Annotated in this window: 19 protein-coding genes and 1 pseudogene; 15 read left to right on the forward strand and 5 right to left on the reverse strand. The window is 62.4% G+C overall.

Annotation, left to right across the window (positions count from 1 at the left end; translation table 11 throughout):
- Nucleotides 1-4 precede the first annotated feature (4 nt).
- From murD to lpxC, 9 genes are all read left to right on the forward strand, one after another.
- A complete protein-coding gene (gene murD / locus Q8M42_RS09135) occupies nucleotides 5-1,351 on the forward strand; it encodes a UDP-N-acetylmuramoyl-L-alanine--D-glutamate ligase (protein ID WP_304870476.1) in 1,347 nt (448 codons plus the stop codon).
- Nucleotides 1,351-2,577 carry a putative lipid II flippase FtsW gene (gene ftsW / locus Q8M42_RS09140; RefSeq protein WP_304870492.1) on the forward strand — a complete coding sequence of 409 codons (1,227 nt, stop codon included), beginning with the start codon at nucleotides 1,351-1,353 and terminating at the stop codon, nucleotides 2,575-2,577. Before murD ends, ftsW begins: the two co-directional genes overlap by 1 nt.
- Complete coding sequence (murG, locus tag Q8M42_RS09145) at nucleotides 2,567-3,637, forward strand: undecaprenyldiphospho-muramoylpentapeptide beta-N-acetylglucosaminyltransferase (protein ID WP_304870474.1); 1,071 nt, start codon at nucleotides 2,567-2,569, stop codon at nucleotides 3,635-3,637. Before ftsW ends, murG begins: the two co-directional genes overlap by 11 nt.
- 34 nt (nucleotides 3,638-3,671) lie before the next feature.
- Entirely contained in the window at nucleotides 3,672-5,081 is a 1,410-nt protein-coding gene (murC, locus tag Q8M42_RS09150; protein WP_304870491.1) for a UDP-N-acetylmuramate--L-alanine ligase, read from the forward strand.
- Nucleotides 5,078-6,028 carry a D-alanine--D-alanine ligase gene (locus Q8M42_RS09155; protein WP_304870472.1) on the forward strand — a complete coding sequence of 317 codons (951 nt, stop codon included), beginning with the start codon at nucleotides 5,078-5,080 and terminating at the stop codon, nucleotides 6,026-6,028. Before murC ends, Q8M42_RS09155 begins: the two co-directional genes overlap by 4 nt.
- 3 nt (nucleotides 6,029-6,031) lie before the next feature.
- Entirely contained in the window at nucleotides 6,032-6,907 is an 876-nt protein-coding gene (locus tag Q8M42_RS09160; RefSeq protein WP_304870471.1) for a cell division protein FtsQ/DivIB, read from the forward strand.
- Nucleotides 6,908-6,927: 20 nt separating this feature from the next.
- Complete coding sequence (gene ftsA, locus Q8M42_RS09165; protein WP_304870469.1) at nucleotides 6,928-8,175, forward strand: cell division protein FtsA; 1,248 nt, start codon at nucleotides 6,928-6,930, stop codon at nucleotides 8,173-8,175.
- A 44-nt stretch (nucleotides 8,176-8,219) separates the two neighbouring features.
- Nucleotides 8,220-9,407 (forward strand): cell division protein FtsZ, encoded by a 1,188-nt coding sequence (gene ftsZ / locus Q8M42_RS09170; RefSeq protein WP_304870467.1) that lies wholly within the window; start codon nucleotides 8,220-8,222, stop codon nucleotides 9,405-9,407.
- A 112-nt stretch (nucleotides 9,408-9,519) separates the two neighbouring features.
- Nucleotides 9,520-10,431, forward strand: coding sequence for a UDP-3-O-acyl-N-acetylglucosamine deacetylase (gene lpxC / locus Q8M42_RS09175; protein WP_305284023.1), 912 nt, complete (start codon nucleotides 9,520-9,522; stop codon nucleotides 10,429-10,431).
- An 84-nt stretch (nucleotides 10,432-10,515) separates the two neighbouring features.
- Here lpxC and Q8M42_RS09180 read toward each other — a convergent pair whose 3' ends face one another.
- Nucleotides 10,516-10,971 carry a DUF721 domain-containing protein gene (locus Q8M42_RS09180; protein ID WP_304870463.1) on the reverse strand — a complete coding sequence of 152 codons (456 nt, stop codon included), beginning with the start codon at nucleotides 10,969-10,971 and terminating at the stop codon, nucleotides 10,516-10,518.
- A gap of 81 nt (nucleotides 10,972-11,052) precedes the next feature.
- Here Q8M42_RS09180 and Q8M42_RS09185 point away from each other — a divergent pair, with 81 nt between their 5' ends.
- From Q8M42_RS09185 to Q8M42_RS09210, 6 genes are all read left to right on the forward strand, one after another.
- Complete coding sequence (locus Q8M42_RS09185) at nucleotides 11,053-11,979, forward strand: M23 family metallopeptidase (protein WP_304870461.1); 927 nt, start codon at nucleotides 11,053-11,055, stop codon at nucleotides 11,977-11,979.
- A gap of 117 nt (nucleotides 11,980-12,096) precedes the next feature.
- Nucleotides 12,097-14,829, forward strand: coding sequence for a preprotein translocase subunit SecA (gene secA / locus Q8M42_RS09190; RefSeq protein WP_304870459.1), 2,733 nt, complete (start codon nucleotides 12,097-12,099; stop codon nucleotides 14,827-14,829).
- Nucleotides 14,830-14,966: 137 nt separating this feature from the next.
- On the forward strand, nucleotides 14,967-16,184 hold the full coding sequence (argJ, locus tag Q8M42_RS09195) for a bifunctional glutamate N-acetyltransferase/amino-acid acetyltransferase ArgJ (protein WP_304870457.1): 1,218 nt from the start codon (nucleotides 14,967-14,969) through the stop codon (nucleotides 16,182-16,184).
- 126 nt (nucleotides 16,185-16,310) lie between these two features.
- Entirely contained in the window at nucleotides 16,311-16,943 is a 633-nt protein-coding gene (locus Q8M42_RS09200) for a glutathione S-transferase family protein (protein ID WP_304870455.1), read from the forward strand.
- Nucleotides 16,940-17,881 carry a Nudix family hydrolase gene (locus tag Q8M42_RS09205; protein ID WP_304870453.1) on the forward strand — a complete coding sequence of 314 codons (942 nt, stop codon included), beginning with the start codon at nucleotides 16,940-16,942 and terminating at the stop codon, nucleotides 17,879-17,881. Before Q8M42_RS09200 ends, Q8M42_RS09205 begins: the two co-directional genes overlap by 4 nt.
- 34 nt (nucleotides 17,882-17,915) lie before the next feature.
- Nucleotides 17,916-18,809, forward strand: a complete 894-nt coding sequence (locus Q8M42_RS09210) for an RluA family pseudouridine synthase (RefSeq protein WP_304870451.1) — start codon at nucleotides 17,916-17,918, stop codon at nucleotides 18,807-18,809.
- 195 nt (nucleotides 18,810-19,004) lie between these two features.
- On the opposite strand, the gene Q8M42_RS09215 is transcribed toward Q8M42_RS09210, so the two are convergent.
- The 4 genes and pseudogenes from Q8M42_RS09215 to Q8M42_RS09230 all read right to left on the reverse strand — a co-directional run.
- Entirely contained in the window at nucleotides 19,005-19,586 is a 582-nt protein-coding gene (locus tag Q8M42_RS09215; protein ID WP_304870448.1) for a cob(I)yrinic acid a,c-diamide adenosyltransferase, read from the reverse strand.
- A gap of 2 nt (nucleotides 19,587-19,588) precedes the next feature.
- On the reverse strand, nucleotides 19,589-21,607 hold the full coding sequence (locus tag Q8M42_RS09220; RefSeq protein ID WP_304870446.1) for an ATP-binding protein: 2,019 nt from the start codon (nucleotides 21,605-21,607) through the stop codon (nucleotides 19,589-19,591).
- Between the two features lie 45 nt (nucleotides 21,608-21,652).
- Nucleotides 21,653-22,561 carry a putative 2-dehydropantoate 2-reductase gene (locus tag Q8M42_RS09225; RefSeq protein ID WP_304870444.1) on the reverse strand — a complete coding sequence of 303 codons (909 nt, stop codon included), beginning with the start codon at nucleotides 22,559-22,561 and terminating at the stop codon, nucleotides 21,653-21,655.
- 110 nt (nucleotides 22,562-22,671) lie between these two features.
- Nucleotides 22,672-23,548 (reverse strand): annotated as a pseudogene (locus tag Q8M42_RS09230) (response regulator); the annotation flags it as partial.
- Nucleotides 23,549-23,611: the final 63 nt, after the last annotated feature.

Here is a 23,611-nt window from a genome sequence, read left to right on the forward strand (position 1 = left end):
CCGCATGACCCTGATCGCTTCTGACCACTTCCGCATCGTTGTCGGCCTCGGCAAGAGCGGCATGTCCCTGGTGCGCTTCCTTGCGCGCCAGGGCCTGCCGTTTGCCGTGGTCGACACCCGTGCCAACCCGCCGGAGCTCGCCACCTTGCGTGAGCAGTTCCCGCAGGTGGAAGTGCGTTGTGGCGAACTGGATGTGGAGTTCCTCTGCCGCGCCAGCGAGTTGCTGGTCAGCCCGGGCCTGGCCATCGCCACCCCGGCGCTGCAGGCGGCCGCTGCGCGCGGGGTCAAGCTGTCGGGTGATATTGACCTGTTCGCCCGTTACGCCAAGGCGCCGATCGTGGCGATTACTGGCTCCAACGCCAAAAGCACCGTGACCACCCTGGTCGGCGAAATGGCGGCTGCGGCCGGCAAGAAGGTCGCCGTCGGCGGCAATCTGGGTACGCCGGCGCTGGACCTGCTGAATGATGAGATCGAGCTGTATGTCATGGAGCTGTCGAGCTTTCAGCTGGAAACCACCGACCAGCTCAACGCTGAAGTGGCGACCTGCCTGAACATCAGCGAAGACCATATGGATCGCTACGCCGATCTGCCGGCTTATCACCTGGCCAAGCACCGCATCTTCCGCGGCGCCCGGCAGGTGGTGGTGAACCGCGATGACGCGTTGTCGCGTCCGCTGGTGGCTGATCAACTGCCGTGCTGGTACTTCGGCCTGGGCAAGCCGGACTTCAAGCGCTTCGGCCTGCTCATCGAGCATGGCGAGAAATCCCTGGCCTACCAGTTCGCAGCGCTGCTGCCGGTGCGTGAGCTGAAGATTCGCGGCGCACACAACCAGTCCAACGCCCTGGCGGCCTTGGCGCTGGGGCATGCCGTGGGGCTGCCGTTCGAGCCGATGCTCGAAACTCTGAAGCGTTTTGCTGGCCTGCCGCATCGCTGCCAGTGGGTCGGCGAGCGTAATGCCGTGAGCTACTACGACGACTCCAAGGCCACCAACGTCGGTGCTGCGCTGGCGGCTATCGAAGGCCTGGGGGCGGATATCAGCGGCAAGCTGGTGCTGATTGCTGGTGGCGATGGCAAGGGCGCTGATTTCTCGGCGCTGAAAGCTCCGGTCGGTAAGTTTTGCCGCGCCGTGGTGCTGCTGGGGCGCGATGCCGAGCTGCTGGCTGAGGCCTTGGGCGAAGCCGCCCCGCTGATCCGGGTCAAGACCCTGGAAGAGGCTGTGCAGCGCGCGGCTGAACTGGCCGAGGCGGGCGATGCCGTGCTGCTGTCGCCGGCCTGCGCCAGCCTGGATATGTTCAAGAATTTTGAAGAGCGCGGGCGTCTGTTCGCCCAGGCTGTGGAGGGTTTGCAATGATGCTGGCCCGCCTGCTCGCCGCACCTTCGCCGCTGCATACCCGTCGTGGTATCGACCTGGACTTCCCGCTGCTGGCCGGTTGCCTGGCGCTGCTCGGCCTGGGCCTGGTGATGATTGCGTCGGCCTCTTCGGAAGTAGCGGCAGCACAATCAGGCAACCCGCTGTACCACATGATTCGTCATCTGATTTATCTGACTATCGGTTGTGGCGCCGCGCTGGCCACGCTGTTGGTGCCGATGGCGTTGTGGCAGCGTTACAGCGGCATGCTGCTGCTGGCGGCGGTGGTGCTGCTGATTCTGGTCTTGCTGCCGGGTATCGGTCGTGAGATTAACGGGGCCAAGCGCTGGATCGGTTTTGGCATCTTCAACCTGCAGCCGTCCGAGCTGGCCAAGCTGTTTAGTGTGATGTTTATCGCCGCCTACCTGGTGCGTCGCCAGGAAGAGGTACGCGAGAAGCTCACCGGCTTTATCAAGCCGATGCTGGTGTTGGGGCCGATTGCCGCGTTGCTGCTGGCCGAGCCGGACTTCGGCGCCACCGTGGTGCTGGTTGGGGCGGCCATCGCCATGCTGTTCCTCGGTGGGGTCAACCTGCTGCGCTTTATTCCGCTGGCGGCCGGCGTGCTCGGCCTTGGCGTGCTGGTGATGACCAGCCAGGCCTATCGCCTGCAGCGCCTGACCAACTTCGTCGACCCCTGGGCTGACCAGTACGGCGCCGGTTACCAGCTGAGCCAGGCGCTGATTGCCTTCGGCCGTGGCGAATGGTTCGGCGTCGGTCTGGGTAACAGCGTGCAGAAGCAGTTCTACCTGCCGGAAGCCCATACCGACTTCGTGTTTGCCGTGCTGGCCGAAGAGCTGGGCATGGTCGGCGCACTGATTACGGTGGGTCTGTTCGTCTTCGTTAGCGTACGCGCCCTGTATATCGGCCTGTGGGCGGAGAAGGCCAAGCAGTTCTTCTCGGCGTATGTGGCCTACGGTCTGGCGTTCCTGTGGATCGGTCAGGTGCTGATCAATATCGGCGTGAACGTTGGCCTGCTGCCGACCAAGGGTCTGACCCTGCCGTTCCTCAGCTATGGCGGCAGCTCGCTGGTGATCTGCTGCGTCAGCCTGGCGCTGTTGCTGCGTATCGAGTGGGAGCGTCGCACTCAGCTGGGCAGCGAGGATGTCGACTTCAAGGAATCGGATTTCTTCGAAGGCCAGTCCGCCGAGGAGGTTCAGCATGCGCGGTAATGTGCTGATCATGGCCGGTGGCACCGGTGGGCACGTATTCCCGGCGTTGGCCTGCGCCCGCGAGTTCAAGGCGCGTGGCTACAGCGTGCATTGGCTGGGTACACCGCGCGGTATCGAGAATGAACTGGTGCCGGCTGCCGGTCTGCCGCTGCACCTGATCGATGTGACGGGCTTGCGTGGCAAGGGCAAGCTGTCGCTGCTGAAAGCGCCGTTCCAGCTGATCAAGGCGCTGTTCCAGGCACGCAAGGTAATGCGCGAGCTGCAGCCGGTGTGCGTGCTGGGCATGGGCGGTTATGTCACCGGCCCCGGTGGCCTGGCTGCGCGCATCAGCGGCGCGCCGCTGATCATCCACGAGCAGAACGCCGTGGCCGGCACCGCCAACCGCAGCCTGGTGCCATTCGCCAGCCGCGTCTGCGAAGCCTTCCCGAATACCTTTGGTAACAGCGACAAGCGCCGCACTACCGGCAATCCGGTGCGTGAAGAGCTGTTTCTGGAAACCCCGCGTGATTCGCTGCGCAACCGCCAGCCGCGTTTGCTGGTGCTGGGCGGCAGCCTGGGCGCCGAACCGCTGAATAAATTGCTACCCGAAGCCCTGGCTTTGGTGGCCGCTGAGCTGCGCCCTGAAGTGTTCCATCAGGCCGGCAAGCAACATGATGCAATTACTGCTGAACGCTATCGCGCGGTTGACGTCGAAGCGCAGGTCGCGCCGTTTATCAAGGACATGGCGCGGGCGTATGCCTGGGCCGATCTGGTGGTGTGCCGGTCCGGCGCCTTGACCGTCAGCGAACTGGCCGCCGCAGGCCTGCCGGCGTTCCTGCTGCCGCTGCCGCACGCGATTGACGATCACCAGACTCGTAATGCCGATTATCTGGCCAGTGCCGGCGCTGCCGTACTGCTGCCGCAACGCTCCACTGACGCCGCCAAGCTGGCCGCGCAGCTGACCGAGGTTTTGATGCACCCCGAACAACTCACTCAAATGGCGCAGACGGCTCGTCGTCTGGCCAAGCCCGATGCAACCTGCACCGTTGTCGATATCTGCCTGGAGGTGGCCCGTGGCTAAGTCTCCCGCCGCTGCACGCTCGGAAATCCGCCGTATGCGCCGCATTCGCCGTATCCACTTTGTCGGCATCGGTGGTGCCGGCATGTGCGGTATTGCCGAAGTGCTGCTTAACCTCGGCTATGAAGTCTCCGGCTCCGACCTCAAGGCCTCGGCCGTGACCGAGCGCCTGGAAACCTTCGGTGCGCAGATTTTCATTGGCCACCGCGCCGAGAACGCCGAACAGGCCGACGTGCTGGTGGTGTCCAGCGCGGTAAATACCAGCAACCCGGAAGTCGCCACCGCCCTGGAGCGTCGCATCCCCGTGGTGCCGCGCGCCGAGATGCTGGCTGAACTGATGCGCTACCGCCATGGTATTGCCGTTGCCGGCACCCATGGCAAGACCACCACCACCAGCCTGCTGGCCTCGGTGTTCGCCGCAGGCGGCCTGGACCCGACGTTCGTCATCGGTGGTCGGCTGAATGCAGCCGGCACCAACGCGCAACTGGGCAGCAGCCGTTACCTGATCGCCGAAGCCGATGAGAGTGACGCCAGCTTCCTGCACCTGCAGCCGATGGTCTCGGTGGTCACCAATATCGACATGGACCACATGAGCACCTATGGCGGTGACTTCAACAAGTTGAAGAAAACCTTCATTGAGTTCCTGCATAACCTGCCGTTCTACGGTCTGGCGGTGATGTGTGTGGACGACCCGATCGTGCGCGAAATCCTGCCGCAGGTGGCCCGTCCGACCGTGACCTACGGTTTTGATGAAGATGCCGACGTGCGTGCGATCAACGTACGTCAGCAGGGCATGCAAACCTTCTTCACCGTGCTGCGCCGCGACCGCGAGCCGCTGGACGTGTCAGTGAACATGCCGGGCAACCACAACGTATTGAACGCCCTGGCCACCATCGCCATCGCCAGCGACGAAGGCATAAGTGATGAAGCCATCGTTCAAGGCCTGTCGGGCTTCCAGGGTGTGGGTCGACGCTTCCAGGTGTACGGCGAACTGCCGGTGGATGGCGGCAGCGTGATGCTGGTCGATGACTACGGCCACCACCCGCGTGAAGTCGCCGCAGTGATCAAGGCCGTGCGCGGCGGTTGGCCGGAGCGCCGCCTGGTAATGGTTTACCAGCCGCACCGCTTCAGCCGTACTCGTGACCTGTATGACGATTTCGTCCAGGTGCTCGGCGATGCCCAAGTGCTGTTGCTGATGGAAGTCTACCCGGCCGGCGAAGCGCCAATTCCAGGTGCTGACAGCCGCAACCTGTGCCACAGCATCCGTCAGCGCGGTCAGCTTGACCCGATCTACATCGAGCGCGGCGTCGACCTCGCGCCCATCGTCAAACCGCTGCTGCGCGCTGGCGACATTCTTCTTTGCCAAGGTGCCGGCGACATCGGTGGCCTGGCTCCGCAACTGCTGCAAAGCCCGTTGTTTGCAACGGCCGAAGGGAAAACCAAATGAGTGCTGCCAGCCTGCAATCACACTTTCCGGTCAGCGCCTTTGGCCGCGTGGCCGTGCTGTTCGGCGGCAAGAGCGCCGAGCGTGAAGTCTCGCTGAAGTCCGGCAATGCCGTGCTGCAGGCGCTGCTGGCTGCGGGTGTGAATGCCTTTGGTATCGATGCTGGCGATGATCTGCTGCAGCGCCTGACGGCCGAGAAAATCGACCGCGCCTTTATCGTCCTGCACGGCCGTGGTGGTGAAGACGGTTCGATGCAGGGCTTGCTCGAATGCGCCGGGATTCCTTACACCGGCAGCGGCATCCTGGCTTCGGCCCTGGCTATGGACAAGCTGCGCACCAAGCGCGTGTGGCTGAGCCTCGGCTTGCCAACGCCTGCCCACGCTGCGCTGGCCTGCGAAGCGGATTGCCATGCGGCCGCTGCCGAGCTGGGCTTCCCGTTGTTCGTCAAACCGGCCCATGAGGGTTCAAGCATTGGCATGGCCAAGGTCAACGATGTCGACGCGCTGATCACTGCCTGGAAGGACGCCAGCCGCTATGACTCGCAGGTGCTGGTCGAGCAGATGATCGCCGGTCCGGAGTTCACCATCGCCATGCTGCGTGGTCAGGTGCTGCCGCCGATTGCCCTGGGCACGCCGCACAGCTTCTACGACTACGACGCCAAGTACCTGGCCAATGACACCCAGTACCGCATCCCGTGCGGCCTCTCGGCGGAGAAGGAAGCCGAGCTGAAAGACCTCACCGCTCGCGCCTGCGAAGCAGTCGGCACCCAGGGCTGGGCCCGCGCCGACGTGATGCAGGATGCCGAGGGCAAGTTCTGGCTGCTGGAAGTCAACACCGTACCGGGCATGACCGACCACAGTCTGGTGCCGATGGCGGCGCGTGCTGCGGGTCTGGATTTTCAACAACTGGTGTTGGCTATTCTTGCCGACAGCCTTGAGGCGCGGGGTTAACTCATGACGGCCACCTTGCGTCACCAGCCAGGCTCGAACCGCGCTCCCGTGCGCGGCAAGCCTGTGCCGCGTGGCGCCAGCCGTTTGGTGGCCAAGGAGCCGATCAGCCTGCGCATGAGCCTGCCGAAAGCTCGTTTCACCGGCATGGGCAGCTGGCTGAAGCGCCTGACCTGGCCGCTGTTGCTGCTCGCGCTGGGCTACGGCACCTATGAGCTGTCGTTGCGTGCGTTGCCCTATGCCGACCAGCCGATTGCGCGGATCAGCGTCGAGGGCGACCTCAGCTACGTCAACCAGCAGGCCGTGCAGCAGCGCATTGCGCCCTATGCCAATGCGAGCTTTTTCAGTGTCGATCTGCTCAGCCTGCGCCGCGAGCTGGAACTGATGCCCTGGATTGCCAGCGCCCAGGTACGCCGCGTATGGCCGGATCAGTTGGTGGTACGCCTGGAAGAACAATTGCCGATTGCCCGCTGGGGCGATGAGGCGCTGCTGAACAACCAGGGCGAGGCGTTCGCGCCGCTGGAGTTGGCAAATTACCCACACCTGCCGCAGCTGTATGGCCCCAAGCGTGCGCAGCAGCAGGTGATGCAGCAGTACCAGGTGCTCAGCCAGATGTTGCGGCCCATGGGCTTTTCCGTGGCGCGCCTGGAGTTGCGCGAGCGCGGCAGCTGGTTCCTCTCCACCGGGCAGGGCATCGAACTGCTGCTGGGGCGTGACCATCTGGTGGAAAAAATGCGGCGCTTCACGGCCATTTATGACAAGGCCCTGAAAGAGCAACAAACGAATATCGCGCGGATCGATCTGCGTTATGCCAACGGCCTGGCCGTGGCATGGCGCGAGCCGGTAGCGCCCACGGCGGCACCAACCGCTGTCGTGCAGTGAATCAGGAGAAGGCAAGAGCCATGGCAAACGTGCAGAGCGGCAAGATGATCGTCGGCCTCGACATCGGTACTTCCAAGGTGGTGGCGCTGGTCGGTGAAGTGAACGCGGACGGCCAACTGGAAATCGTCGGCATCGGCACCCATCCGTCGCGCGGCCTGAAAAAGGGCGTGGTGGTGAATATTGAATCCACCGTGCAGTCGATCCAGCGCGCTGTCGAAGAAGCCCAGCTGATGGCCGGCTGCCGTATCCACTCGGCCTTCGTCGGCGTGGCCGGCAACCATATCCGCAGTCTCAACAGCCACGGCATCGTCGCCATCCGTGATCGTGAAGTCAGCCCGGCGGATTTGGAGCGCGTGCTCGACGCCGCCCAGGCTGTAGCCATTCCGGCCGACCAGCGCGTGCTGCACACGCTGCCGCAGGATTATGTGATCGATAACCAGGAAGGCGTGCGTGAGCCGCTGGGCATGTCCGGCGTGCGTCTGGAAGCCAAGGTGCACGTGGTCACCTGCGCGGTAAATGCCGCGCAGAACATCGAAAAATGCGTGCGCCGCTGCGGCCTGGAAGTCGACGACATCATCCTTGAGCAGCTGGCCTCGGCGTATGCGGTGCTCACCGACGACGAGAAAGAGCTGGGCGTGTGCCTGGTCGACATCGGCGGCGGCACTACCGACATCTGCATCTTCACCGAAGGCGCGATCCGCCACACCGCGGTGATCCCGATTGCTGGCGACCAGGTCACTAACGACATCGCCATGGCGCTGCGGACGCCGACTCAGTACGCCGAAGAGATCAAGATCCGTTACGCCTGCGCCCTGGCCAAACTGGCCGGTGCCGGCGAAACCATCAAGGTGCCGAGCGTCGGTGATCGTCCGCCGCGCGACCTGTCGCGCCAGTCTCTGGCCGAAGTGGTCGAGCCGCGTTACGACGAGCTGTTCACCCTGATCCAGGCTGAACTGCGCCGCAGTGGCTACGAAGACCTGATTCCGGCCGGCATCGTCCTCACCGGCGGTACGGCGAAGATGGAAGGCGCGGTGGAGCTGGCCGAAGAAATTTTCCATATGCCGGTCCGCCTGGGCATGCCCCAGGGCGTCAAGGGCCTGGCCGACGTAGTGCGGAACCCGATTTATTCCACAGGCGTGGGCCTGTTGCTGTACGGACTGCAGAAGCAGGCCGACGGCATTTCCATGTCTGCGCTTGGCAGCTACAGCGATGAACCCAAACAACCTGTGCTGGAACGGCTGAAACGCTGGGTCCAGGGCAATTTCTGATTTTTGCAGTAGGCGTTACAACTAGAAAGTAAAGGAGAGGGAAAATGTTTGAACTCGTAGACAGCGCTCCAGCAAGTGCGGTTATCAAGGTCATCGGCGTGGGCGGCGGCGGCGGTAATGCGGTCAATCACATGGCGAAAAACAACATTGAAGGCGTTGAGTTCATCTGCGCCAACACGGATGCACAGGCACTGAAAAACATCGGCGCACGCACCGTGCTGCAATTGGGCACTGCGGTGACCAAGGGCCTCGGCGCCGGTGCCAATCCGGAAGTCGGCCGTCAGGCGGCCATGGAAGATCGCGAGCGTATCGCTGAAGTGCTGCAAGGCACCGATATGGTCTTTATCACCACTGGCATGGGCGGCGGTACCGGTACCGGTGCAGCCCCAGTCATCGCTCAGGTGGCCAAGGAAATGGGCATCCTCACCGTTGCCGTGGTGACCCGTCCGTTCCCGTTTGAAGGCAAGAAGCGCATGCTGATCGCCGAAGAAGGTATCCGCGCACTGTCGGAAAGCGTCGACTCGCTGATCACCATCCCGAACGAAAAACTGCTGACCATCCTCGGTAAGGACGCCAGCCTGCTGTCGGCTTTTGCCAAAGCTGACGATGTACTGGCCGGTGCCGTGCGCGGCATCTCCGACATCATCAAGCGTCCGGGCATGATCAACGTCGACTTCGCCGACGTGAAAACCGTGATGAGCGAAATGGGCATGGCGATGATGGGCACTGGCTGCGCCAGCGGTCCGAACCGTGCACGTGAAGCCACCGAAGCGGCGATCCGCAATCCGCTGCTGGAAGACGTCAACCTGCAAGGCGCGCGCGGCATCCTGGTGAACATCACCGCCGGTCCTGACCTGTCCCTGGGTGAGTACTCCGATGTGGGTAACATCATCGAGCAGTTCGCCTCCGAGCACGCCACCGTCAAGGTCGGCACCGTGATCGACCCGGACATGCGCGACGAGTTGCACGTCACCGTGGTTGCCACGGGCCTGGGGGCGCGTATCGAGAAGCCGGTCAAGGTTATCGACAATACTGTGCAAGTTTCTGCCAGCACTGGCAGCAACCCAGCGGCCCCGGGGCGTGCCGAGCAGAGCGTTAACTACAAGGACTACGAGCGTCCGACCGTTCAGCGTCAAAGCCACGGCGGCGCTGCTACTGCCGCTAAGCTGAACCCGCAGGACGACCTGGATTACCTGGATATTCCAGCCTTCCTGCGCCGTCAGGCTGATTGATGAAATGTATCAGGAGCATTGGGACGATTGGTGTTCAGCAAAGGCCGGTTCTGCTATTATCGCCGGCCATTGTTGAAAACAATTCGCAACTAGCGCTATAGCGGCCAAAGCCATGATCAGACAACGCACCCTGAAGAACATTATCCGCGCCACAGGCGTCGGCCTGCATTCCGGGGAAAAGGTATACCTGACCCTGAAGCCGGCACCCGTGGACACCGGTATCGTGTTCCGTCGTACCGACTTGGACCCTGTCGTGGAAATTCCCGCGCGTGCAGGTAATGTTGGTGAAACCACCATGTCGACCACCTTGGTCAATGGTGATGTCAAGGTGGATACGGTAGAGCACCTGCTTTCGGCCATGGCTGGCCTGGGCATCGATAACGCCTACGTCGAGCTCTCCGCGTCCGAAGTACCGATCATGGATGGCAGTGCGGGTCCCTTTGTATTCCTGATTCAATCTGCTGGTTTGCAAGAGCAGGACGCCCACAAGCAGTTCATCCGCATCCTTCGTGAAGTGACAGTTGAAGAGGGCGACAAGCGCGCCACCTTCGTGCCTTTCGAAGGGTTCAAGGTGACCTTCGAGATCGATTTCGATCACCCGGTGTTCCGCAATCGCACCCAGTCGGCCAGCGTTGACTTCTCCAGCACTTCGTTTGTGAAAGAAGTCAGTCGCGCTCGCACCTTCGGTTTTATGCGTGATATCGAGTTCCTGCGTTCACAGAACCTGGCGCTCGGCGGCAGCGTAGATAACGCCATCGTGGTAGATGAGTTCCGTGTGTTGAACGAAGACGGCCTGCGTTATGAGGACGAGTTCGTCAAACACAAGATTCTCGATGCGATCGGCGATTTGTACCTGCTGGGTAACAGCCTGATTGGCGAGTTCAAGGGTTTCAAGTCGGGGCATGCGCTGAACAATCGCCTGCTGCGCGCCCTGATCGAACAAACCGATGCATGGGAAGTCGTCACCTTTGATGACCCCAACACCGCGCCAATCTCTTACATGCGCCCGGTTGCGGCCGTGTAACGCAATACCCTCCTTACTTTGCTTTTCGAGGCCACCTTCGGGTGGCCTCTTTTTTTTGCCTGCGCGTTAGCGGCTGAAAAGCACTTATTCGCTGGGTTTGCCGTGTTTGGCCAGGCGCTCCAGGGCGGCGCGTAGCTTGGGGTCGCTGATGCCATCGGCGGTGGCCTGGATGTTTTCTGCGGCGCTGCTGGACAGGCTGATTGTGCGACCCGCTACACGCCTTTCGGCAGTCGGAGGTTGCACCTTGAACAGAATCTTCGTTAAGGTCGCGAATTCTTCGAGTGCCTGCAGCTGTTTCAACAAGCGTTTTTGTTGATAACGCAGGCGCGTGGCCCAGTGGCCATCGGTAATTATCAGCAGCAGGCAACCCTCGCGCCACGACGCCACGTGGCAGTGTTCGCGAGCAGCCGGCTGCAGCTGGCTTTCCAGTAAGTGCTGCAGACGATCAATGCGTTGCGCTTGATTGAACAGCGCCTTCAGGGGTTTCGCTTCGCGCAACAGCGCGGCGGGAGCCCGAGCCGGCAAAGGACGAAATATCATGGCAGGACGCCTGAAAAAGTGGAGCGGCCATGGTAGCAGAATCGCTGCTGCCGACTGACGCTTCACCACTAGGGGAAGGCCGTGCACATTATTCTACTTAGTCGGCACCACGGTGCCGCACGTTCGCTCAGTCTGGATCTGCGCTGGTTGTCACTGGCGTTGTTGCTGGCGCTCGGCGCGGCGCTGGCCAGCGGCGTGGCTGTTGGCGCCTGGTGGGCGCCGGCAACGGTTGAGGTACACGATGACGCCCAGCTCAACCAGGTGATGGACCAGCAGCGCGCTGAGGTCGGCGAAGTGCGCCGTGACGCGCAGCGCCAGCTGGATGCCTTCGCTGTGCATGTGGCTGAGCTGCAGGCGCGCCTGACTCGCCTGGATGCCTTGGGCGCACGCCTCACCGAGCTGGCGGATCTGGATGCCAGTGAATTCGATTTCTCGCTTAACGTGGGGCAGGGCGGTGCAGAAGATGCCCTGGGTGATGCCGCGTATGCGCCGCCGCCGTTTATGGATGAGCTCGATCGCCTGAGCCTGCGCCTGGACAGTCGTGAGCAATTGCTTGAAGTGCTGGAGCAGCTGATCGGTGAGCGTCAACTGAGTGAGGCCGAATACCTGTCCGGCATGCCGGTGCGCCATGGCTATATGTCATCGTCATTTGGCCGCCGCGTGCACCCGCTGACCGGGCGCAACACCCAGCATAAAGGTGTCGATTTTGCCGCCAAGCCGGGCAGTGATGTGGTGGCTGTCGCGGCCGGAGTGGTGAGTTTTTCCGGGGTCAAGTCGGGTTATGGGAATACGGTTGAGATCAGCCATGCTGATGGCTACACCACCCTTTATGCGCACAACCAGAGCAATCAGGTACAGATCGGTGATCTGGTGCAGCGCGGGCAGACCATTGCCAAGGTCGGCCGCAGTGGTCGCGCCAGTGGCTACCATGTGCATTTTGAAGTCACCAAGGCCGGCCGACTGGTCAATCCAGCCAGCTATATAGCCCGGGTTAACGACGTCGAATAACGCCGCTTTCCTCATTTGCGTTTCCGGGTAGAATGCCCCCTTCGCACGCGGCCATAAAGGCTGCATGGGTCGCTGTTCAGCCGCCCTCAATCCATACGCCTGGAAGATCCTGTCGATATGTTTGCGCCTCTGTTGAAAAAACTCTTTGGAAGCAAGAACGAGCGTGAAGTCAAACGCATGCTCAAGGCGGTACAAGCCGTCAATGCCTTCGAGGAGCAGATGCTTGCCCTTTCCGATGAGCAACTACGTGCCAAGACGGAGGAGTTCAAAGCCCGTCTGGCCAAAGGCGAAACCCTCGACCAGCTGCTCGCCGAAGCCTTTGCGGTAGCCCGCGAAGCCGGCAAGCGGGTGATGGGCATGCGCCACTTCGACGTGCAGTTGATTGGTGGTATGACCCTGCACGAAGGCAAGATCGCCGAAATGCGCACCGGTGAAGGTAAAACCCTGGTGGCAACCCTGGCGGTGTACCTCAATGCGCTGTCCGGCAAGGGCGTGCATGTGGTCACGGTCAACGATTACCTGGCTCGCCGCGACGCCAACTGGATGCGTCCGCTGTATGAGTTCCTCGGCATGAGCGTGGGGATCGTCACGCCCTTTATGCCGCCGGAAGAGAAGCGCGAAGCCTACGCTGCCGATATCACCTACGGCACCAACAACGAATTTGGCTTCGATTACCTGCGCGACAACATGGCCTTCAGCCTGGAAGACAAATTCCAGCGCGAGCTGAATTTCGCCGTGATCGACGAAGTTGACTCCATTCTGATCGACGAAGCGCGCACCCCGCTGATCATCTCCGGTCAGGCCGAAGACAGCTCGCGCCTCTATACCGAGATCAACAAACTGATCCCGCGCCTCAAGCTGCATGTCGAGGAAGAAGAGGGTGTGGTCACGCAGGAAGGCCACTACAAGGTCGACGAGAAGGCGCGCCAGGTCGAGCTGAACGAAGCGGGCCACCAGTACGTTGAAGAAATGCTCACCGAGGTCGGCCTGCTGGCCGAGGGCGAGAGCCTGTATTCGGCACATAACCTGGGCCTGCTGACTCACGTTTACTCGGGCCTGCGTGCGCACAAGCTGTTCAACCGCAACGTTGAATACATCGTGCAGAACAACCAGGTGCTGCTGATCGACGAACACACCGGCCGCACCATGCCCGGTCGTCGTTTGTCCGAAGGCCTGCACCAGGCGATCGAGGCCAAAGAAGGCCTGCCGATCCAGGCCGAGAGCCAGACTCTGGCCTCGACCACCTTCCAGAACTACTTCCGCCTCTACAACAAGCTGTCCGGCATGACCGGTACTGCTGATACCGAAGCGTTCGAGTTCCATCAGATCTATGGCTTGGCGGTGATCGTGATCCCGACCAACCGTGCCTTGGCGCGTAAGGACTTCAACGACCTGGTCTACCTGACTGCGGAAGAGAAGTACGCCGCCATCGTCACCGACATCAAGGAAAGCATGGCCCTCGGGCGCCCGGTGCTGGTCGGTACGGCCACCATCGAAACGTCCGAGCACATGTCTGCGCTGCTCAATCAGGCAGGCATCGAGCACAAGGTGCTCAACGCCAAGTTCCACGAGAAGGAAGCCGAGATCATTGCCCAGGCTGGTCGTCCGGGCGCGCTGACCATTGCCACCAACATGGCCGGTCGCGGTACCGACATCCTGCTGGGCGGCAACTGGGAAGTTGAAGTTGCCAACCTAGAAAACGCCACGCCCGAGCAGATTGCGCAGATCAAAGCCGATTGGCAGAAGCGTCACCAGCAGGTGATCGAGTCGGGCGGCCTGCATGTGATCGCCTCCGAGCGTCACGAATCGCGGCGTATCGACAACCAGCTGCGTGGTCGTGCTGGCCGCCAGGGTGACCCGGGTTCCAGCCGTTTCTACCTGTCGCTGGAAGACAGCTTGATGCGCATCTTTGCCTCGGACCGGGTGAAGAACTTTATGAAGGCCCTGGGCATGCAGTCCGGTGAAGCCATCGAACACCGTATGGTCAGTAACGCCATCGAGAAGGCCCAGCGCAAGGTTGAAGGACGCAACTTCGACATGCGTAAGCAGCTGCTGGAATTCGATGACGTGGCCAACGAGCAGCGCAAAGTGATCTATCACATGCGCAACACGCTGCTGGCTGCCGACAACATCGGCGAAACCATCGCTGAGTTCCGTCAGGAAGTGCTGGATCACACCATCAACCAGCACATCGCGCCGCAGTCGCTGCCTGAGCAGTGGGATATCGCCGGTTTGGAAGAGGCGCTCTACAGCAGCTTCAACCTGCGCCTGCCGATCCAGCAGTGGCTTGACGATGACCACAAACTGTATGAAGAGACCCTGCGTGCGCGCATTCTCGAAGAGCTGGTCAGTGCCTATAACGAGAAGGAAATCGAGGCCAGCGTAGAAGCCCTGCGCACCTTCGAGAAGCAGATTCTGCTGCGTGTGCTTGACGACCTGTGGAAAGACCACCTGTCGACCATGGATCACCTGCGTCACGGTATTCACCTGCGCGGCTATGCGCAGAAGAACCCCAAGCAGGAATACAAGCGCGAGTCCTTCACCCTGTTCCAGGAACTGCTGGATTCGATCAAGCGCGACACCATCCGCGTGCTGTCGCATGTGCAGGTGCGTCGTGAAGATCCGGCCGAGGAAGAAGCCCGTCTGCGCCGCGAAGCTGAAGCCTTGGCCGAGCGTATGCAGTTCCAACACGCAGAGGCTTCAGCCTTGCTGCCGCAAGCCACTGACGAAGAAGGCGATCTGGCGGTTGCCGTGGCGCCTGTGCGCACCGAACCGAAGATCGGCCGCAACGAACCGTGCCCCTGTGGTTCCGGTAAGAAGTACAAGCACTGCCACGGTCAGGTTAATTAAACAGCCCGTGTAGAGCGGGTTGAGCCGACAGTGAAGTTGGCTATGCTTGGCCCCGCTTGATTAACGCCGCGAACGGTCTGACCGCTCGCGGCGTTTTACCATCGCAATCAGTCCTACCACCTCAAGGAGCGTTCTCTATGGCTGTTGGTCTTGGCCCGTTGTCTACCCTGCACCCGGTTCCAGGTTTCGAGCTGGGCATCGCTTCGGCGGGCATCAAACGCCCAGGGCGCAAGGATGTGGTGGTGATGCGATGTGCCGAAGGCTCCAGCGTAGCGGGTGTGTTTACCCTCAATGCGTTCTGCGCCGCGCCGGTGATTCTGGCCAAGAAGCGTGTGCAGGGCAGCGTGCGGTACCTGCTGACCAATACTGGTAACGCCAACGCCGGCACCGGCGAGTCGGGCCTAGCGAATGCCGCGCGTACCTGCGCCGCCCTGGCTCAGCTAACGGGTGTCGATGAGGGCGCCGTGTTGCCGTTCTCCACCGGCGTAATTGGTGAGCCGTTGCCGGTCGAGAAAATCGAAGGCGCGTTGCAGGCTGCTCTCGACGATTTGTCCGAGAACCACTGGGCCGAGGCTGCCACCGGCATCATGACCACCGACACCCTGCCCAAGGGCGCCAGCCGCCAGTTTGTTCACGATGGCGTGACTGTCACCGTCACCGGCATCAGCAAAGGTGCCGGGATGATTCGCCCGAATATGGCGACCATGCTCGGCTATATCGCCACTGACGCCAAGGTCGCGCGCAGCGTGCTGCAGGACCTGGTCCGTGATGCGGCGAACAAGTCGTTCAACCGCATCACCATTGACGGCGACACCTCAACCAACGACTGCTGCATGCTGATCGCCACTGGCCAGGCGGCCCTGCCGGAAATCACCCAGGCCAGCGGCGACCTGTTCGCCAAGCTCAAGGAAGCGGTGTTCAGTGTCTTCATGGAGGTGGCTCAGGCCATCGTCCGCGACGGTGAAGGTGCCACCAAGTTCGTCACCGTGCAGGTCAACGGTGGCGCGACCCACCAGGAATGCCTGGATGTCGGTTATGCCGTCGCCCATTCGCCGCTGATCAAGACCGCGCTGTTTGCCTCCGACCCAAACTGGGGGCGCATTCTCGCCGCCGTCGGTTACGCCGGTGTAGCGCAGCTGGATGTCAGCCTGATCGACGTATTCCTCGGTGATGTATGCATCGCCAGCCGTGGCTGCCGCGCCGCCAGTTACACCGAAGAGCAGGGCGCCGCCGTGATGGCCAAGGCGGAAATCACCATCCGCATCGAGCTGGGCCGCGGTGGCTGCAGCGAGACCATCTGGACCACCGACCTGTCCCACGAGTACGTGAAGATCAACGCCGAGTACCGCACCTGATCCACCACGTACCTGCTGTTTGACGACCCGCATTCCCGTTGTTCATGCCCCTATGAGCAACGGGAATTTGCTATTGCGAGAGTCGCCTTTTAAGGTCATGCGACCTTTTCGCATCGAGCGCAGCCCATGTCACTTACTCTGGTTATCGGCGACAAAACCTATTCGTCCTGGTCGCTGCGTGCGGCGCTGGCCCTGGAGCTGACTGGCGCACGCTATACCGAGCACCTGATTACCCTGAACCGACCCGATACGCGCGCGCAGATTTTGCAGCGCTCGCCGACCGGCAAGGTGCCGCTGCTGAGCAGTGATGACGGCGCGATCTGGGACTCGCTGGCGATTGGCGAATACCTGGCCGAATGTTTTCCCGCTGCCCAGCTGTGGCCACAGGCGCGAGCGGCGCGTGCGCTAGCGCGTAGCGCCTGTGCCGAGATGCACAGCGGCTTTGTCGCGCTGCGCAGCCACCTGCCAATGGACCTCAAGCGTAACCAGGCACTGGCTGAGATACCGGCCGATGCCGTGGCCGATATCCAACGCATCTGCGCCCTGTGGGCCGAGTGTCGGCAGCGCTTTGGCCAGGGCGGCGGCTTCCTGTTTGGCCAGCCAACCCTGGCCGATGCCTTCTTTGCCCCGGTGGCAGCGCGCCTGCGCAGCTACCAAGTGGCGCTGCCTGCAAAGGCTGCTGCCTATGTCGAGACCATCTATCAGTGGCCGGCGTTTCAGCGCTGGTACCAGGCTGCTCAGGAGGAACATCTGGCGTGAAGCGTATTCATGTAGCCGCTGCGGTGATTCGTGGCGTGGACGGGCAGATCCTGCTCGCCAAACGGCCCGAGGATAAGCACCAGGGCGGCCTTTGGGAGTTTCCCGGTGGCAAGGTCGAGGCCAGCGAGACGGTGCAGGCAGCCTTGGCCCGTGAGCTGGAAGAGGAACTGGGCATTCGCCCCAGCGCCGCGCGACCGCTGATTCAGGTACGCCACGATTACCCGGACAAGCAGGTACTGCTGGATGTCTGGGAAGTCTCGGCCTTTACCGGTGAGCCCCACGGCGCCGAAGGCCAGCCGCTGGCCTGGGTCAGCCCTCGGCAGTTGGACGAATATGAGTTTCCCGCAGCCAATCGGCCGATTGTCGCGGCGGCGCGTTTACCCGAGCGCTATCTGATTACGCCCGAGGGCCTGAGTGGGCCTGAGCTGCTACGCGGCATCCAGGCCGCGCTGAAAAGCGGCATCCGCCTGCTGCAACTGCGCGCCCCGGCGATGTTTGATGCGCAGTACCGCGATATTGCCGTGGATGCCCTCGGCCTTTGTGCCGGCAAGGCGCAGCTGATGCTCAAGGGCCCGCTGGAGTGGCTGGGCGACTTTCCCGCTGCCGGCTGGCATCTGACGGCGCAGCAGTTGCGTGAGTTGAGCGCTGGCGGGCGGCCGTTCCCCGCGCAGCGCTGGCTGGCGGCCTCGTGCCACAGAGCACAGGAGTTGGAGCTGGCCACGCAGATGGGGGTGGATTTCATCACCCTGTCACCTGTGCAAGCCACTCAGACCCACCCTGATGCGCAACCGTTGGGCTGGGCGCAAGTTGCCGAGCTGCTGCAGGGCTTCAATCTGCCGGCCTATCTGCTGGGTGGTGTGACTCCGGCCGATGTGGAACGCGCCTGGCAGGTCGGCGCCCAGGGCGTGGCGGGTATTCGCGCGTTCTGGCCCGAGTGAGTCCGTTTATGTGCCTGCCTGATCGAGTGCGTTGATGCCTGTAGAAGCCCGTTCCCCGTCGAATATGCGCCCCAGCACCCTGCATTTGCCGCGCGGTAACTGGGCGACGGTGTTTGAGTGCCTCTGCGCGCATTTTCCGGCGATTGCCCCAGCGGTGTGGCAGGAGCGGATCGCCCGAGGTCGGGTGCTGGACGCCCAGGGGCAGCCGCTCGGCATGGCTGCGATTTATCGTGAAGGGCTTAAGGTGCACTACTTTCGTGAGGTGCCGGCGGAGACGCCGATTCCCTTTGAAGAAACCCTGCTGCATATCGATGAGCACCTGCTGGTGGCCGACAAACCGCATTTTCTGCCGGTGATGCCCGCCGGTGAATACGTCGAGCAGACCTTGCAGGCGCGGTTAGCCAAGCGCCTGGGCAATGCCGACCTGGTGCCGCTGCACCGGATCGATCGGCACACCGCGGGCTTGGTGCTGTTTTCTACTAATCGGCAGAGCCGTGGTCAGTACCAGGCACTGTTTCGCTTGCGGCAGATGGACAAGTGCTACGAGGCACTGGCAGCCGCCCTACCACAGCTGGAGTTTCCGCTGTTGCGGGTAACCCGGTTGGAGGGCGCCGAGCCGTTCTTTCGCATGCAGGAAGTGGCCGGTGAAGCCAATACGGAAACGCGCATCGAGGTCGCCCAGCGTCTCGGCGAGCACTGGCTGTACCGGCTGTATCCGGTTACCGGCAAGAAGCACCAGCTGCGCGTGCACCTGGCTGCGTTGGGCGCGCCGATCCTTAATGACCCGTTCTATCCCGAGGTCACCGATGCACCGGATGCCTTGGATGACTACAGCAAGCCGCTGAAACTGCTGGCCAAGGGGCTGAGCTTTATCGACCCGCTGAGCGGTGAACGGCGCGCATTCGAAAGCCAGCTTAGTCTGCTCTGAAGTCGTCGGGTGGATGGCGCTTTATCCATCCACCAACCCGTAATGGTGGGTGAAAACAGCGTCATCCACCCTCCGCGGCTTCACGCACTCAGCGCCAACCTGCGCAACCTAACCTCGTAGCCCGGATGCAATCCGGGAAAATCTGCGCATGCACCATCGCTCCCGGATTGCGCTAGGGCTTATCCGGGCTACGGCTCAGGCCTGTGGCTTCGCCGCCGCCTGCCAGAGTACTTCAGCGATTCCCTGGCGCTTGGCGATCAGCCGCGCCGCGACAAACAGTAAGTCTGACAGGCGGTTAACGTAGGCCAGGCCGACGCCGCGAATCGGTTCCACGGCGTTCAGGTGTTGGCAGCGGCGCTCGGCGCTGCGGGCCAGGCTGCGGCACACGTGGGTCTGGGCAATCAGGCGCGAGCCGCCGGGCAGGATAAAATTCTCCAGTGGGCCAACTTCTTCGTTCCAGCGGTCGATGGCCGCTTCCAGTCGCTCGATTTCCGGAGCCTGCAGGGCTTGGTAGTCGGGCATCGCCAGCTCGCCGCCAAGGTCGAACAGGCGGTGTTGGCAGGGCGCGAGCACCTCGATGATTTCATTCAATCCTGGGCACTGGGCGGCGAGCTCGGCAAGGTCAGCCAGCAGCAGGCCGATATGGCTGTTCAGCGTGTCGACCTCGCCCATGGCATCCACCCGAGGGTGGTCCTTGGTCACGCGGCGGCCATCGGCCAGGCCGGTTTCGCCGGCATCGCCGGTGCGGGTGTAGATTTTCGAGAGGCGGTAACCCATGTTTAGAGACCTGTGTCAGGCGTGGCGGTGGTCATCGGTAGGCGCAGGGTGAAGCAGGTGCCCTGGCCGGCTTTGGATTGCACTTCCATCTGCCCTTTGTGGTTGTTGGTGATGATGAAGTAGGACACCGACAGGCCGAGCCCCGTGCCCTGGCCGACTTCCTTGGTGGTGAAGAACGGCTCGAAAATGCGTTTGCGCACCGACTCGGGCATGCCGACGCCATTGTCTTCCACCTGGATTTCCGCCCAGGGCGGCGCCAGGCGTACGCGTAGGGTGATCTGTCCAGGTGTCGTACTGTCGTCGCGTTGATGGATGGCCTGTGCAGCGTTTTTCAGCAGGTTGAGCAACACCTGTTCAAGCTCGTTGGCGGTGGCCGGCACAGGGGGTAGATCGGCGGCAAACTCGCGCTGGATGTTCAGGCTCTTGAAGTCGAAGCTTTCGGTCAGGTCGAAGTCATTGCTGGCGATCTCGACTGCCTGATCAACCAGCGCTGGCAATTGGCATGGCGCCAGCTGGCGATCGCTGCGGCGGCTGAAATTGAGCATATGGCTGACGATCTTCGCTGCACGGCTGCCGGCCTGCTGGATGCCGTCGAGTAGACGCGGGATTTCCCGGGCATTCAGGTAGCGGTCGATGGCTTCCAGGCAGATGCCGGCCTGCTCGGCCTGTTCGCGGTTCTTTTCCAGCTCGGGTGACAGGCGCCGGCGGATGTTCTGCACGTTGTGCAGGATGGCCCCCAGCGGGTTATTGATCTCATGCGCCATGCCGGCGGCCAGGCCACCGACCGAGAGCATCTTCTCCGACTGCACCATCATTTCTTCCAGATTGAGGCGCTGGGTGATGTCGTCGATACGGATCACCACGCCGCGCCCGCTGCCGCCCGTCAGTGGATAGAAGGTCAGGGCGAAGTGGCGTGGCTGCTCGTTGCTGCCCCAGGTGACTCGCTCAATCTTTTCTACCTGATGCTGCTCGACGGTGCGCTTGAGTTGCGGCAGGAAGGGCTTGAGCGGCGGGAAGGCGAGGAAGATTGGCTGGTTCAGCGCCTCGTCCAGGCGGGTGCCGGAGAGGCTGCTGGCTTCCTGATTCCACTGGGTGACGTAGAGCTGTTCGTCTAGGGCGATCAGCGCCGAGGGCATGGAGTCGATGATGCTGTTGAGGTACTTCTGAAAGCCGGTGAGCTTCTTCTCGATCTTGCCGCGCACCTGTACTTCCAGCTCCAGCTTGCGGTTGGAGTGGCGGGTTTCTTCGGCCAGGTGCTGGGCCTGGTCGAAGGCTTCCTGGGCGTCGTCACGGGCGCGCTTGAGCTGCTGTTCGCGGGCTTCGATGCGCACCAGCATGGTGTTGAAGGCGTCGGCCAGGCTGCCGATCTCGTCGCGGTTGCCGCGGCGCGCACGCAGGGCATAGTTCTCTTCGCGGGTGACCTGGCGCGAGAGTTCTTCCAGGCGGCGGATCGGTCGGGTGATCAGGCGGCGTACTTGGCGCGAAACGATCAGCCAGAGCAGTACGCTCAGGGCCAGAATCACCCCGCTGGCGGTCAGGGTGCCGGTGTAGAACACCCCGGGCAGCTCGCTGGAGGCCACCAGCAGCAGATGGCCAGAGTTGCCGGTGGCTTGCGGAAGTTCGACCAGCTGGTTGATGCGAAACTCACTGTGGCGCCAGGACTCAACCTGTTCGATACGCTGCGGCAACTGCAGTTTGGTGCCGCGCTGCAACTGCGCCAGGTTCAGGCCCTCGGCGTCATAGATCACCGCCGCGCGCAGTGGTGCGTAGTCATCCAGGCGCCTGAGCAGGGCTTCGGCGGCAGCGGGGGAGCTCAGTGCTTCCTTGCTCAGCGGCGGGCTAGCAATCAGCCGGCCGAGGGTGTGCAGGGCCTGGGGCGCCACGCTTTCCTGGGAGATCCAGTAGGCCGCGCTGATAAAGGCCAGGTTGGCCACCAGCAGCACGGTGGCGAGCAAAGCCAGCAGGGCGACCAGCAGTTTGCGGCCGACCGGTAGGTTTTCAAGGCTTTGACGCAGGGGCATGGCGGCTGTCGTGGTGGCGAAAGTGCAGGCAGGTTAACGCGGGCCTCAGTGGCTGGGCAATCCGCGTGCATCGAGGTGGGCCAGCAGTTGGCTGTGCAGCGCCTGCAGATGTGGCAGCACCAGTTGGTGACGTTGCGCGGCGTTGCAGGCGTAACCCAGTAGGTAGGCAATTTCCGTGCGGCGGCCCTGGCTGACATCTTGGTGCATGGAGGAGTAGTTGGCGGCGGTGGCCTGGATCACCCGCTGCACTTCGCCATGCAGGTCTTCGGCGGCTGCGCTGTGGCCGCAGCGGTGCAGCAACTCGCTCAGCTCGCTGCACAGGCAGGCAACTTGCGCTGGGTGTTCACGCAGCCCGCCATTGCGGCAGTCGTGCAGCACGGTCAGCGGGTTGATCGCGCAGTTCAGCGCCAGCTTGCGCCACAGCCGGCTAAGAATATCCAGGCTCCAGTCGTGAACAATACCGGCCTGGTGCAAGTCTTCCAGCCAAGTGGGCGGCTGCAGATCCAGCGGGTCGCCGAGCCAGGTATGGCCGTGGCCAGCAAATACCACCTGAAAATCCGCCTGGCGGAACGCGCCTTCGGTGCTAGAGGCAAAGATGCAGCGTGCCTGGGGCGCGGCGCGAGCGACTTCGTCCTGGCTGCCCAGGCCATTTTGCAGCAGGAGGATTTCGGCGCCAGGCGCCAGGCGTGGCGCCAGTTGGCTGACGGCCGTGGCGGCGTCATAGGCCTTGCAGGCCAGCAGCAGGCGCTGGATCGGCTGGGGGAAATCGACTGTTTGCGCGGCAATGGCGAAGTGCTGCGCCTGGCCCTGTTCAATCAGGGTCAGCCCACCGGCCTGTTGATAGCTGTGCAGGCGCGCTGGGTCGCGCAGGATCAGTTGCACCGGCAGGCCAACGCGCGCCAACCGAGTCGCCCATAGGGTGCCGAGGCTACCGGCGCCGAGGATATGCCACATGCCGAGCGCAGCTTATTGCGGCAAGGACAGGCGCAGGGCGGTCACCAGCCCGGTGCTGTGCGATTCGGGCAGTATTCTGGCTGCGTGGTCGGTGATCTGGTCCGGAGTGATGGGCAGGCCTTTGGCGTCCAGGCCCACCAGGCTGATACCGGCCTTGAGGCTGATAAAGCCTTCACTGGTCTTGAACGCCTTGAGGTTGATGCCTTCATGCAGGCGTTTGAAGCTGCTTGGCGAGCACTCATGCAGGTCGGTCAGCAGGGTGATCAGGCCGAAGTGGCTTTCATCCAGGCGCACCAGTACATCCAGTGGCCGTACCAGCTGTTGCAGGCGTCGCGCCACGCCGGTCAGCAGTTCGTTGTAGAAGGCGTTGCCATAGCGCTGGTGCAGCTCAGGCATATCCTGCAGGCCAATCAGCAGGTAGCACAGCGCGCCGCCGCGGGATTCGACCTGGCGCAAGCTGTCGAGCATCTTCTGGTGCAGGTAACGGTTGTTGCCCAGGCCCGTAAGCGGGTCGATCAGGTTGCGCTGTTCCAGGCTGGCGATGTTTTCGGTGAGCAGGCGGTTTTCCTGAAGCAGGCGCTGCAGGGTGTTGCACAGGCGGTCGGCGGCGTAGACGCGCGGCACCAGTTGCTCGTTCATTGCGGCCTTGCTGATGAAGTCATCGACGCCGCTGTCGAAGGCTTCACCCAGGACGTTTTCGCCTTCCTTGCCGGTAAGCAGGATGACGTAGGTGTAGTGGTGGGCCATTTCATCGAACTGGCGCACCTGCACGGTTAGCTCCAGGCCGTTCATCTCCGGCATTAGCCAGTCGGCGAGCAAAACGCTGGCTGGGCGCTGTTCGAGCAGGCTGATGGCTTCGGCGGCGCTGCTGGCAAAACGGAGGTCCTGATAACCCGCCTGGCTTAGGGCGCGCCCAATCATGGCGCTGGAGAACTTGGCGTCATCGACGACCAAAATGCTCAGGTGGGGGTTAGGCATGGGCAGGCTCGCTAGGGGGAAATCACGTGGGCCCGATACTTGGCCGGGCAGTGTATGTTGCTACCGCTATAT

The organism is Pseudomonas sp. (genome assembly GCF_030684895.1).
GTDB lineage: Bacteria > Pseudomonadota > Gammaproteobacteria > Pseudomonadales > Pseudomonadaceae > Aquipseudomonas.